14 protein-coding genes are annotated in these 12,719 nt (G+C 69.9%); 13 read left to right on the plus strand and 1 reads right to left on the minus strand.

What is annotated here, in order from left to right; translation table 11 throughout:
- The first annotated feature begins 38 nt into the window (after positions 1-38).
- Together gcvT and LO931_RS10485 are read left to right on the plus strand one after the other, a co-directional pair.
- Positions 39-1,133 (plus strand): glycine cleavage system aminomethyltransferase GcvT, encoded by a 1,095-nt coding sequence (gcvT, locus tag LO931_RS10480; RefSeq protein WP_229053542.1) that lies wholly within the window; start codon positions 39-41, stop codon positions 1,131-1,133.
- Between the two features lie 11 nt (positions 1,134-1,144).
- On the plus strand, positions 1,145-1,342 hold the full coding sequence (locus tag LO931_RS10485) for a hypothetical protein (RefSeq protein ID WP_229053543.1): 198 nt from the start codon (positions 1,145-1,147) through the stop codon (positions 1,340-1,342).
- A 22-nt stretch (positions 1,343-1,364) separates the two neighbouring features.
- On the opposite strand, the gene LO931_RS10490 is transcribed toward LO931_RS10485, so the two are convergent.
- The gene (locus LO931_RS10490; RefSeq protein WP_229053544.1) at positions 1,365-1,934 is read right to left on the minus strand and encodes a DUF3043 domain-containing protein; all 570 of its coding nucleotides are present in this window, start codon (positions 1,932-1,934) and stop codon (positions 1,365-1,367) included.
- A 141-nt stretch (positions 1,935-2,075) separates the two neighbouring features.
- Here LO931_RS10490 and LO931_RS10495 point away from each other — a divergent pair, with 141 nt between their 5' ends.
- The 11 genes from LO931_RS10495 (at position 2,076) to LO931_RS10545 (ending at position 12,492) form a co-directional block, all read left to right on the plus strand.
- Positions 2,076-2,654, plus strand: coding sequence for a PspA/IM30 family protein (locus tag LO931_RS10495; protein ID WP_229053545.1), 579 nt, complete (start codon positions 2,076-2,078; stop codon positions 2,652-2,654).
- Entirely contained in the window at positions 2,629-3,531 is a 903-nt protein-coding gene (gene htpX / locus LO931_RS10500) for a zinc metalloprotease HtpX (protein ID WP_229053546.1), read from the plus strand. Before LO931_RS10495 ends, htpX begins: the two co-directional genes overlap by 26 nt.
- On the plus strand, positions 3,531-4,097 hold the full coding sequence (locus LO931_RS10505; RefSeq protein WP_229053547.1) for a hypothetical protein: 567 nt from the start codon (positions 3,531-3,533) through the stop codon (positions 4,095-4,097). The genes htpX and LO931_RS10505 overlap by 1 nt, the downstream gene beginning before the upstream one ends.
- A 50-nt stretch (positions 4,098-4,147) precedes the next feature.
- Positions 4,148-5,416, plus strand: a complete 1,269-nt coding sequence (locus tag LO931_RS10510; RefSeq protein ID WP_229053548.1) for an aminotransferase class I/II-fold pyridoxal phosphate-dependent enzyme — start codon at positions 4,148-4,150, stop codon at positions 5,414-5,416.
- A 23-nt stretch (positions 5,417-5,439) separates the two neighbouring features.
- On the plus strand, positions 5,440-6,543 hold the full coding sequence (locus LO931_RS10515) for a glycerate kinase (protein WP_229053549.1): 1,104 nt from the start codon (positions 5,440-5,442) through the stop codon (positions 6,541-6,543).
- A 121-nt stretch (positions 6,544-6,664) separates the two neighbouring features.
- The gene (locus LO931_RS10520; protein ID WP_229053550.1) at positions 6,665-7,039 is read left to right on the plus strand and encodes an iron-sulfur cluster assembly accessory protein; all 375 of its coding nucleotides are present in this window, start codon (positions 6,665-6,667) and stop codon (positions 7,037-7,039) included.
- 114 nt (positions 7,040-7,153) lie between these two features.
- Positions 7,154-8,161, plus strand: coding sequence for a carbohydrate kinase family protein (locus LO931_RS10525; RefSeq protein ID WP_229053551.1), 1,008 nt, complete (start codon positions 7,154-7,156; stop codon positions 8,159-8,161).
- A gap of 88 nt (positions 8,162-8,249) precedes the next feature.
- A complete protein-coding gene (gene coxB, locus LO931_RS10530) occupies positions 8,250-9,077 on the plus strand; it encodes a cytochrome c oxidase subunit II (protein ID WP_229053552.1) in 828 nt (275 codons plus the stop codon).
- Complete coding sequence (ctaD, locus tag LO931_RS10535; RefSeq protein ID WP_255657888.1) at positions 9,077-10,831, plus strand: cytochrome c oxidase subunit I; 1,755 nt, start codon at positions 9,077-9,079, stop codon at positions 10,829-10,831. Before coxB ends, ctaD begins: the two co-directional genes overlap by 1 nt.
- A 3-nt stretch (positions 10,832-10,834) precedes the next feature.
- A complete protein-coding gene (locus LO931_RS10540; protein WP_229053553.1) occupies positions 10,835-11,230 on the plus strand; it encodes a cytochrome c oxidase subunit 4 in 396 nt (131 codons plus the stop codon).
- A gap of 23 nt (positions 11,231-11,253) precedes the next feature.
- Positions 11,254-12,492: an Ig-like domain-containing protein gene (locus LO931_RS10545; protein ID WP_229053554.1), complete on the plus strand. Its 1,239-nt coding sequence runs from the start codon at positions 11,254-11,256 to the stop codon at positions 12,490-12,492.
- Positions 12,493-12,719: the final 227 nt, after the last annotated feature.

The raw sequence follows: 12,719 nt of genomic DNA on the forward strand, positions 1-12,719 counted from the left end.
TCCTCAACCTAGCCTGACCCGCTAGTAGGTTGACCGGCATGGATCTGCTGCACTCGCCCCTGCACGATCGCCACGTCGCCCTCGGCGCCAAGCTCGCCGAGTTCGGAGGCTGGGAGATGCCCCTGGAGTACACCGGTGTGGTCAGCGAGCACACCGCCGTGCGGGAGGCCGTCGGCGTGTTCGACGTGAGCCACCTCGGCAAGGCCGTCGTGCGCGGCACGGGCGCCGCCGAGTTCGTCAACGCGTGCCTGACCAACGACCTCGGCCGCATCGCGCCCGGCAAGGCCCAGTACACGCTGTGCTGCTCCGACGACGGCGGCACCGTGGACGACCTGATCGTCTACCTGCGCAGCGACTTCGAGGTCTTCCTGATCCCCAACGCCGCCAACACCGCAGCCGTCGTGGCACGGTTGAAGGCCGCCGCTCCGGAGGGCATCGAGGTCGTCGACCAGCACCGCGAGCTCGCCGTCATCGCGATCCAGGGTCCCAAGAGCGACGAGGTGCTCACCGCGCTGGGCCTGCCCGTCGACCACGAGTACATGTCCTTCGACTCCGCGACGATCGACGGCCACGAGCTCACCGTCTGCCGCACCGGTTACACGGGCGAGCGCGGCTACGAGCTCGTCGTCCCGTTCGACGGTGCCGGCGCGGTGTGGGACGCGGTGCTCGCGGCCGGGGAGCCGCACGGCATCGCGCCGTGCGGGCTCGGCGCCCGCGACACCCTGCGCACCGAGATGGGCTACCCGCTGCACGGCCACGAGCTCTCCGACGAGATCAGCCCGGTCATGGCGCGCGCGGGCTGGGCCGTCGGCTGGAAGAAGCCCGAGTTCTGGGGCAAGGCGGCACTCGAGCGTCAGCGCGAGGAGAAGACCGTCCGCACCCTCCGCGGCCTGCGATCCGACGGCCGCGGCATCCCGCGCCCCGGCATGGTCGTGCGCGACGCCGACGGCACCGCGATCGGCGAGGTCACCTCCGGCACCTTCTCGCCGACGCTGCGCCAGGGCATCGGCCTCGCGCTGATCGAGCCCGGCGTCCCCGACGGTGCCGCCGTCACGGTCGACGTGCGCAAGCGCTCGGAGGCGTTCACCGTGGTCAAGCCCCCGTTCGTCACCGCGACCACCAGCGGAAGCTGAAGGAGACCCCCATGGCCTGGAGCTGGACCTACGAGAACGCCGACGGCGACACCGTCGGCACGTCCGAGACCTTCGACGCCCGCGGCGACGCCGAGTCGTGGATCGGCGAGGCGTTCCCCGACCTCGTCGACGACGGCGTCGCGCAGGTGCGCCTCCTCGAGGACGGCACCGAGGTCTACGGCCCCATGTCCCTCAGCCCGGGGGACTAGCAACCCCGCCGTGCCGTGAACCTCAGTAGCGGTTCTTGAGGGGCTCGCCGCGCTTGATGACGGGCTTCGGCAGCCGCAGACGACGGATCTGGCTGCTGCGCAGGACCGCGTAGGAGGTCGTGCCCTTGTAGGTCGCGTCGGGGAAGTGGGAGCGGAGCTCCTTCTTCAGGCTGCGCACGAGCAGGATCTCGTCGAAGACCGTGCCGATGATCGTGAACGACCACAGTCCCGCGACGACGGAGCCGACCGCGGCCGCGTTGAGGAAGTTGGGGCCCACGATGTTGAACAGCAGCATGAAGACCAGGATCGGGAGCAGGAACTCCGCGATGTTGTGACGACGGTCGACGTGGTCGCGCACGAGGGCCTTCATGGGGCCCTGGTCGCGCGGGGGGAGGTACTCGCCGCGGCCCGTGTTCAGCGCCTCGCGCTGCTTGGTGCGGATCTCCTGGCGCCGCTTGCGGTCCTGCTCGGCACGCTGCTTGCGCGTCATCGCCGGCTTGCGCTCCTGGCGACGCGCGATCTCGGCGTCCTTGCGGCTCGGCGTCGGGCGGCCCTTGCCGCCGGCCTCGGGCGTCTGCTCGTGGTCGGTCACGGCGTCACCTTATCTGTCGCGCACGAGTCGTCCCGGCGCAGGCTTCGCCGAGCCCCGTAGGCTGCCGCCATGGGGTTGTGGGACCGGGTACGCCGCATCAGCCGATCACGTCGTGACGGGAACGAGGCGTGGAGCGAGCGCATGGACACCACCGTGCGCGACCAGCAGGGCACACTCGCGCAGCTGCGCCGGGCCCTGGCCGACCTCGCCACCAACCGCCGCCGCGTGGAGCTGCAGCTCAACCGTCTGAAGCAGCAGGCCGACCAGCTCGAGGCCACCGCTGCCGAGCGGGTCGCCGCCGGCGACGACGAGGGTGCGCGGTCCGCCCTGACCCGCAAGGTCACGATGGAGAAGGCGATCGCCGACCTCGCCGAGCGGCACGCCACCCTGCAGGCCGACGAGCAGAAGCTCACGGCGACGGCCGACCAGGTGCAGACGCAGATCGAGGACTTCCGCATCCGCAAGGACACCCTCGTGGCCCGCGAGTCTGCCGCCACGGCGAAGACCGAGATGCACCGCATCAACCGTGACCAGGGCGCCATCGCCGGCGACCTGGACGACGTCGAGCGTCACACCCGCGAGGCCGAGGCCACCGCCGCGGCCTACGACGAGCTGGCCGACCCCACCGACGCCGCCAACTGGGAGAAGGCCTTCGAGGCCGGCTCCCAGCCATCCCTCGACGAAGGAGACGGCCGTGGCCCGAAGTCGCTTCCGCAGTGACCGCGGACTGACGCTGCGCATGGGCGGCGTGACCTTCGGTCTCGGCCTGCTCTACGTGGTGTTCGGCCTGGTGCTGTTCTTCGCCCTCGGCAGCTCCCCGGGTGCCGCGGTGCTGGTGCTCGCCATCGTGCTCGGCCTGGCCTGGGGCCAGTGGTACTTCTCCGACACGCTCGCGCTGAAGTCGATGCGCGCCCAGGTCGTCGAGCCGCACCAGGCTCCCGAGCTGCACGCCATGATCGACCGCCTCTGCGCCCTGGCCGACATGCCCAAGCCGCGCGTCGCCGTCGCCGACACCGACATCCCCAACGCCTTCGCCACGGGACGCACGCCGAATCACTCGGCCGTGTGCGTCACGACCGGCATCCTCAAGCGGCTCACGGCCGACGAGCTCGAGGGCGTCCTGGCCCACGAGCTGGCGCACGTGGCGAACCGCGACGTCACCGTCATGACCGTCGCCTCCACGCTCGGTCTGCTCGCCGGTTTCATCACCCGCTGGGGCATGTATCTGGGCGCCGGGCGGCGCGACCGCAACGGGGCCATCGGGTTCCTGATCGTCTTCCTCGTCAGCATCGTCGTCTACGCGATCAGCTTCGTGCTGACGCGCTCGCTGTCGCGCTACCGCGAGCTGAGCGCCGACCGCTCCGGCGCCTACATCACGGGCCGTCCCTCGCAGCTCGCGTCGGCCCTGAGCAAGATCTCCGGCGAGATGGCGCAGATCCCCTCGCGCGACCTGCGCGACACGGGTGCGGTGAGCGCCTTCTTCTTCGCCCCCGCGCTGAACCGCGACTCAGTCTCGGCGATGTTCTCGACCCACCCGCCGCTCGAGAAGCGTCTGGCCCAGCTGGCCCAGATCAGCGCCGAGCTGGGTGAGCAGTGATGGGCTTCCTCGACTCGATCCTCGGCCGAAGCAAGCCTCCGCAGGCCGACCTCGACATCCTCTTCCAGGTGCCGCAGGCCGTGCTGTCGCTCGAGGCGCAGGGCTTCACGTTCACCGGCTCGGGCGGCGTGTGCTTCCGCGACGTCGAGGGCAACGCCGACAACGTCTCGGTCGACGAGGCCGAGCAGCTCGTGCGCCTGGACGGTGCCGCCACCGTCGAGCGCTCGGACGACGACTTCGGCTTCCACTGGATCACCGTCACGCGTCCGGGCGACGCGCCCGGCCTGTGCACCGACCTCCACGCCGTCAACTCCGGCCTCGACCAGGCCGGCTTCGGCAGCTCCCTGCTGTGCTCGACCGTCGTGTTCACGGCGCCCGACGGGGGACCGCTCGGGCTCGTCTACCTCTTCAAGCGCGGCACGTTCTACCCGTTCGCGCCGCGCGGCGACCAGAAGCGCGACAACGCGCTCGAGCTGCAGGTACGGGGCGCCGTCGCGAACGACGTGCCGGTCGAGTCGGACCTCTCGCGCTGGCTCGCCCTGTGGGGCGCGCCCCACCTGTCCTGAGGCCCAGGGACCCCTGTCGGGAGCCGTGGGCGCCTTGTAGGTTGGCGAGCGTGAGCCTCACGTCACTGACCACCGACGAGCTGTCCGCCTTCAAGTCCGAGCAGGAGGCCGCCTACGCGGAGCTCGGATCCGCGGGACTGTCCCTCGACATCACCCGCGGCAAGCCCTCCCCGGAGCAGCTGGACCTCTCCCAGTCCCTCCTGACGCTGCCTGGTGACGACTTCCGGGCCGCCGACGGCACCGACACCCGCAACTACGGGGGACTTCACGGCCTGCCCGAGCTGCGCGCGATCTTCGCCGAGCTGCTCGACGTGCCCGTCGACCAGCTGCTCGCCGCCGACAACGCGAGCCTCTCGCTGATGCACGACACGCTGGCCTTCGCGCTGCTGCACGGCACGCCCGAGTCGCCGACGCCGTGGGCGGGACAGGACATCGCGTTCCTGTGCCCCTCGCCGGGCTACGACCGGCACTTCGCGCTGGCCGAGCACCTCGGCTTCCGCCTGATCCCGGTCGACCTGAACGACGACGGCCCGGACGTCGCCCAGGTGCGTCAGCACGCGGCCGACCCGGCGGTCAAGGGCATCTGGATCGTCCCGACCTACGCCAACCCGAGCGGAGGCGTGGTCAGCGAGGCCGTCGCCGCCGAGCTCGCGGCGATGGAGACGGGCGCCCCGGACTTCCGGATCTACTGGGACAACGCGTACGCGGTGCACCACCTGACGGCCGAGCGCGTCAAGACCCCCGACATCCTCGGGCTCGCCTCGGCGGCGGGACACCCGAACCGTCCGCTCGTGTTCGCCTCGACCTCGAAGATCACGTTCGCCGGCTCCGGCGTCTCGTTCCTGGGCGGCTCGCCCGAGAACGTCTCCTGGTACCTCGGCCACCTGGGCTTCCGGACGATCGGTCCCGACAAGGTCAACCAGCTGCGTCACGCCCGCTTCTTCGGCGACGCCGACGGAGTGCTCGCGCACATGGAGAAGCACCGCGCGATCCTCGAGCCGAAGTTCGCGATCGTCGAGCGGGTGCTCTCCGAGCGGCTCGGACCGCACGACGTCGCCTCCTGGACGCAGCCCAAGGGCGGGTACTTCGTCAGCCTCGACGTCACCGAGGGCACGGCGAACCGGGTCGTCCAGCTCGCCAAGGACGTCGGCCTTGCGCTGACGCCTGCGGGCTCGTCCTTCCCGTACAAGACCGACCCGCGCGACCAGAACATCCGCATCGCCCCGACTCTGCCGTCGCTCGCCGACGTCGAGGCGGCCATGGAGGCGCTCGCGACCTGCGTGCTCCTCGCCGCCGCCGAGAAGGCCCTGACGCCGTGACCCCGGCCTGACGTGGGCCCGACATGAGGGTGCTCGTCGCGCCGGACAAGTTCGCCGGCACGCTGAGCTCCGCCGAGGCCGCGGCGGCGATCGCCGAGGGCTGGCAGCGGCACGCCCCCGACGACGTCGTCACGTGCGTCCCGGTGGCGGACGGCGGTCCGGGATTCGCGGGCGTGCTCGCCGAGGCGCTCGGGGGCAGGTTCGAGGCCGTGGTCGTGCGCGGTCCGCTCGGCACGCCGGTGCCGATCGAGCTCGTGGAGGCCGCCGGGACGGTCTACCTCGAGTCCTCGCAGGCGTGCGGTCACGGGCTGGAGCCCACCGTCGAACCGATGCGGGCGTCCAGCGTGGGCGTCGGCGAGGCGATCCTCGCGGCGACCCGCCTCCGCCCACGCCGCGTCGTGGTGGGACTCGGCGGATCGGTCACGACCGACGGGGGAGCCGGGATGCTGGCCGCCCTCGGCGCCACCGCCGACGTGGGCCTCGACGCAGGTCCGGAGGGCCTCGAGGGCGTCGGCGACGTCGACCTCTCGGCCGTGCGTGAGGCGTTGGCGGGCATCGACCTCGTCGCCGCCGTCGACGTGACGGCGCCCCTGCTCGGCATGTTCGGCGCTGCACGCACCTTCGGACCGCAGAAGGGCATGGACGACGACCAGATCTGGCGTGCCGACCGCATCCTCGACGCCTTCGTCGAGGCCGTGTGCGGGAGCGCCCCCCACGAGCGTCGCGTCGCCGAGGAGCCCGGTGCAGGCGCCGCCGGGGGCCTGGGCTTCGCGCTCGCGGTCCTGGGCGCCTCCCTCGTGCCGGGCACCGACGTCGTGCTCGACGCGATCGGCCTCGACGCCCACGTCGCGGAGGCCGACCTCGTCGTGACGGGCGAGGGCGCGTACGACATCACGTCGCGATCGGGCAAGGCGGTCTTCGGGGTCGCCGAGGCGGCAGCCCAGCGGGCCCGCCCGTGCATCGTCCTCGCGGGGCGGGTCGACGTCGGCGCCCGCGAGATGCGGGCCATGGGCGTCGAGTCCGCCTACGCGGTCGCCGACGTCGTGGGGGAGGAGGCGGCGCTGCGCGATCCGGCCCGCCACCTGGCCGACCTCGCCGCGCGCGTGGCTCGCACGTGGTCGCCGTGAGCCGTCCTGTCACGCCTGGGGCGTACGATGGGGACAAGCGGGAACAGAATCGTGCAGCACGCGGTTGACCCCCGTGAGCACCAGATTCGTGACACCCGTACCCCACCTCGCAGGAGATGACATGAGCGTCGACAGCACCACCGACGTCGAGATCCAGTCCAGCCCCCCGGCCGACGGCATCACGCTGTCCGAGTTCGCGGCTGCCAAGGTCAAGAGCCTCCTCGAGCAGGAGGGTCGCGACGACCTGGCCCTGCGCATCGCCGTGCAGCCCGGTGGCTGCTCCGGCCTGCGCTACCAGCTCTTCTTCGACGAGCGCACGCTCGACGGCGACGAGATCCGTGAGTTCGACGGCGTCAACGTGGTCGTCGACCGCATGAGCCTCCCGTACCTGCACGGCGCGTCCATCGACTTCGTCGACACGATCGAGAAGCAGGGCTTCACGATCGACAACCCCATGGCCACGGGTTCGTGCGCCTGCGGCGACTCCTTCCACTGATCGACGCCACGAGCCGACGGCTCCCTGTTCCACCCTCGTGGTGGTGCGGGGAGCCGTTTGCGTTGTGACCGGGCCGCCACGTCACCGTCATCGGCACGCATTAGGCTCGCTCCCATGCATCTCGCCATCGCCGGCTCCATCGCGGCCGACCACCTGCAGACGTTCGCCGGTCGGTTCTCCGACTCGCTCGTGCCCGACCAGCTCGACAAGCTGTCGGTCTCGTTCCTCGTGCAGGACCTCGACATCCGTCGCGGCGGCTGCGCCGGCAACATCAGCTTCGCTCTGGCGAACCTCGGCCAGCGTCCGACGCTGGTCGCCGCCGTGGGCCGCGACTTCGCCGAGCAGGGCTACCAGGGCTGGCTCGAGTCGGCCGGCGTCGACTGCTCGCGGGTGCACGTCTCGCCGAGCCTGCACACCGCGCTGTGCACCATCACGACCGACGAGGCGCACGCGCAGATCGTCACGTTCTACCCGGGCGCCATGGCCGAGGCCAGCAGCATCGACGTCGCCGCGCTGCACGCCGAGGCGCCGATCGACCTTCTGCTGATCGGGCCCGACGACCCGGGCGCGATGCTGCGCCACACGCAGACCGCCCGCGAGATCGGCGTGCCGTTCGTGGCCGACCCGTCGCAGCAGCTCGCCTGGGCCGACGGAGACCTCATCCGCCAGCTCATCGAGGGTGCGGCCTACCTGTTCACCAACGACTACGAGGCCGCCCTCGTCGAGCAGAAGACGGGCTGGTCCGCCGACGAGGTGAAGGCCGCCGTCGGCGTCCAGGTCATCACGCGGGGCAAGGACGGCGTGACCGTCATCGACACCGACGGCACCCGCTTCGACGTCCCGGCGATCGCCGGTGTCGAGGCCGTCGACCCCACGGGTGTCGGCGACAGCTTCCGCGGCGGATTCCTCGCCGGACTGGCCGCCGGACTCGACCTCACGACGTGCGCGCAGATCGGCTGCACCATCGCCGCCAGCGTCGTCGAGACCACGGGCACGCAGGAGTACACGCTGGATCGCGAGGCCTTCCTGGCCCGCCTGCAGAGCGCCTACGGCGAGCCCGCGGCGGAGCGCGTCGGTGCGGCCGTCGCGGTGTCGCGAGCCGTGTCCGACATCTTGTCGTAGATAGGCTGCCCTTACCTCGGTGACAGGCATCCGCTGGAGTAGTGTGCACCTGTCATCACGTGACGATCTTGAACCAGAAAGGCGCCCCGTGGGTCGATTGAAGTTGGCGGTTCTCGCCCTTGTGGCAGTCGTGCTGAGCGGCTGCTCTCCTGTCGACGACTCCGACATCAAGCGCCTGGCGCTGCCGGTGGCCGGAAGCGACCGAACCGACGAGGTCTGGGACCTCTGGCTCGGTGCGTGGATCGCCACCGCGGTGATCTTCGTGCTGGTCTTCGGCCTGCTCGTCTGGTGCATGATCCGATACCGCCGTCGCAGTGACGACGAGATCCCCATCCAGGTGCGCTACAACCTCCCGATCGAGGCGCTGTACACGTTCGCGCCGGTCATCATCGTGGCGGTCTTCTTCTTCCACACGGTCACCGCCCAGAACGCGATCCTCGAGAAGGTCGACGAGCCCGACCACACGATCGAGGTCGTGGGTTCCAAGTGGCAGTGGGCGTTCAACTACCTTGAGGAAGACGCCACCTCGGGCGTCGACGTCTACGACTTCGGCACGCCCGACGCGCCGGCCGAGCTCTGGCTCCCGGTCGACGAGTCCGTGCGCTTCGACCTCAAGTCGCCCGACGTCATCCACTCGTTCTGGATCCCCGAGTTCTACTTCAAGATGGACGTCGTCCCCGGGCGCGTGAACTCCTTCGACGTCACGCCGACCCGCGAGGGCACGTTCACCGGACGGTGCGCGGAGCTCTGCGGTCTGTACCACTCGCGGATGATCTTCAAGGTCAACGTCGTCTCGCGGGCCGAGTACGACGCCCACCTGGCCGAGCTCGAGAGCGACGGCCAGACCGGCCGTCCCACGGGCGCCGCCGAGGCCGACACGATCGCCGGACTTGATCCCGAAGGAGCCGAGGACTGATGGCCACCACCGCGACCTTCGACATCGGTGACGCTCACGCAGCGGCTCCGGCGCACGGCCATGTCGAGAAGACGATCCCGCAGAAGATCGTGAACTGCCTGACGACGACCGACCACAAGGTCATCGGCAACATGTACCTGGTCACGTCGTTCGCGTTCTTCATCATCGGCGGCGTCATGGCCCTGGTGATCCGCGCCGAGCTGGCGCGCCCGGGCACCACGTTCGTCGACGACGAGACGTACAACCAGCTGTTCACGATGCACGGCACGATCATGCTGCTGATGTTCGCGACGCCCCTGTTCTTCGGCTTCGCGAACGTGATCATGCCGCTGCAGATCGGTGCGCCCGACGTCGCGTTCCCGCGGCTCAACATGTTCAGCTACTGGCTGTACCTGTTCGGCTCGCTGATCGCGGTCTCCGGCTTCTTCACCCCGAGCGGTGCCGCGAGCTTCGGCTGGTTCGCCTACGCCCCGCTGTCGGACGGCATCAACTCGCCCGGCGTCGGCGGTGACCTGTGGGTCATGGGCCTGTACATGTCGGGTGTCGGCACGATCCTCGGTGCCGTCAACTTCACGACCACCATCTTCTGCATGCGCGCGCCCGGCATGACGATGTTCCGGATGCCGATCTTCGTCTGGAACGCGCTCGTCACGAGCCTCCTGGCCCTGATCGCCTTCCCGATCTTCGGTGCCGCGCTGCTGGCCCTGGGCGCCGACCGCATGTTCGGTGCGCACGTGTTCGACGCCGCCAACGGCGGACCCATCATGTGGCAGCACCTGTTCTGGTTCTTCGGACACCCAGAGGTGTACATCCTGGCGTTGCCGTTCTTCGGCATCGTGACCGAGATCCTGCCGGTCTTCGCCCGCAAGCCGATCTTCGGCTACGTCGGGCTCGTGGGAGCGACGCTGATGATCGCCGCCCTGTCGGTCGCGGTCTGGGCTCACCACATGTACGTCACGGGCGCGGTCGACCTGGCGTTCTTCAGCTTCATGACGTTCCTCATCGCGGTGCCCACCGGCGTGAAGTTCTTCAACTGGATCGGCACGCTATGGGGGGGATCTCTGTCATTCGACACCCCTCTGATCTTCTCGCTCGGCTTCCTCACGACCTTCCTCTTCGGTGGTCTGACGGGCGTCATCCTGGCCTCGCCGGCCCTGGACTTCCAGCTCTCCGACTCCTACTTCGTGGTGGCGCACTTCCACTACGTCGTGTTCGGCACGGTGGTGTTCGCGATGTTCGCGGGCTTCTACTACTGGTGGCCCAAGATGACCGGGCGCATGCTCGACGAGAAGCTGGGCAAGATCCACTTCTGGCTGCTGTTCATCGGCTTCCACCTGACCTTCCTCGTGCAGCACTGGCTGGGCGTCGAGGGCATGCCGCGCCGCTACGTCGACTACTCGCCGAGCGACGGCTTCACGACGCTCAACGAGATCTCGTCGGTCGGTGCCTTCCTGCTGGGCGCCTCGATGCTGCCCTTCTTCCTGAACGTCTGGAAGTCCCGCAAGTCCCCGAAGGTCGGCCTGGACGACCCGTGGGGCTGGGGTCGCTCGCTGGAGTGGGCCACGAGCTCGCCGCCGCCGCGTCACAACTTCCACTCGCTGCCGCGCATCCGGTCGGAGAGCCCGGCGTTCGACCTGCACCACCCGGAGATCGCCGCGCTCGAGCTGCAGGACAACCCGGACGAGCAGTCGGCGTTCGCCGACGCACCGGACGTCAACGGCAAGCCCGGCACCACCGAGTCCAAGGAGTCCTGATCGATGAAGGCCGAGCTCTGGACGATCCTGTCGTGCGGCGTGTTCTTCGCCCTGATCGCCCCGATCTACTGGGTGCTGTCCGGCGACGTCACCGGTTCGGTGGCGCTCGTCATGACGACCCTGCTGTGCGTCCTGATCTCCTTCTACCTGGCGGTCGTCGCCCGGCAGATCCCGGAGCGTCCCGAGGACCGCAGTGACGCCGAGATCATCGACGGAGCGGGCGAGCTGGGCTTCTTCCCGGCCTCCAGCTGGTGGCCGCTGTTCGCGGCCCTGGCGTTCGCGACGATCGTGCTGGGTGTCGTGTTCGGCTGGTGGCTCTTCATCATCGGTGCCGGCGTCGGTGCCGTCGCGCTGGTCGGCTGGGTCTTCGAGTTCTACCGCGGCGTCCACAAGCACTGACACCTGCCACGTAGCATGGTCGGGTGAAGAAGCTCTCCCTCGTCCTGCTGGCGACGCTGCTGGTCCTGGCTGCCTGCACGAGCGGTTCGTCCGAGTCCGGCCGCGGTGACGCGAAGGCTGCCGCGGTGCTCACCGCGAACGTCGACGACGCCGCCGCTGACGTGGACGTCTCCACCGTCGTCGAGGTCGGTCTCGACCACGGCACGTTCGACTCGGTCAGCCTCACGGCCGCCGACGGCACCGTGATCGAGGGCGCGCCGATGACCGAGGGCGGCAGCGACACGACCTCCGGTGCCAGCGCCGCGCCGACCGACGAGCCGGCTCCGGTGCAGGGCGAGGTCGTCTGGGCCGCGGCGGACCGCCTGGAGCCGGGTACGACTTACACCCTCGCCGCTGTGGCCACGGGCGAGGACGGCGAGCCCGTCGAGCTGAGCCGCACCTTCACGTCCGTGGCGGTGGCCGAGGCCAACGAGATCTTCCCCTCCGTCGCGCCGCTCGCGGGCGAGACCGTCGGCGTCGGCATGCCGGTCGTGGTGCTCTTCGACCACCCAGTGACCGACCACGCCGCCTTCGAGCGGCACATGAACGTCGTCAGCACGCCCCAGCAGGCGGGCAGCTGGTACTGGCTCAACGACTCCGAGGCGCACTGGCGCCCGCAGGTGTACTGGCAGGCCGGCTCGTCCGTACAGGTGCAGCTCGACCTCAACAGCGTCCCGGCCGGCGAGGGCATGTACGGGCAGGAGAGCCGCGTCATCGACTTCACGGTGGGCGCCTCCAACATCTTCACGGTCGACATCGCGGGACACACCATGTCGGTCGAGCGCGACGGCCAGGCGTCCGCGTCGTACCCGATCACCACAGGTGACTCGAGCCACCAGACGCGCATCGGCACGAAGATCATCATGGAGAAGCACGAGTCGATCGACATGGATGCGGCCACGACCGGCGTCGACAGCAGCGACCCGAACTACTACCGGGTCGAGGGCGTCCGCTGGGCGATGCGCCTGACGTACTCGGGGGAGTTCATCCACGCCGCGCCCTGGTCGGTCGCCCAGCAGGGCCGCGCGAACGTGAGCCACGGCTGCGTCGGCATGAGCACCGAGAACGCGGGCACGGTCTTCGCCAGTGCGCTGCGCGGTGACGTCGTCAACTTCGTCAACGGCACCCGTCAGCTCGAGGCCAACAACGGCTGGACCGACTGGAACGTGCCGTGGGAGGAGTACCAGAAGGGCTCCGCCCTCTACCAGCCCCCCGCCGCCTGACCCTCGCCCTCGCGCCGCCCCGAGCGGTGAGATAGAGGCGTCTGCGCTCGCAGGGCGATGAACTAGGGACGTCTCAACGCCCCTGAGACGTCACAGGCTCACCGCCCGGACCCGCGAGCCGCCTCTCACTCACCGCCCAACCACCAGCCCGGGGGAGCGGTGAGTCTCGGACCAGTGCCGGCGCCGGGCGGTGAGTGTGGGACCAGTGGAGCCTCTGGACAGGTCCC

The organism is Aeromicrobium sp. Leaf350 (assembly GCF_916858655.1).
Lineage (GTDB): Bacteria > Actinomycetota > Actinomycetes > Propionibacteriales > Nocardioidaceae > Aeromicrobium.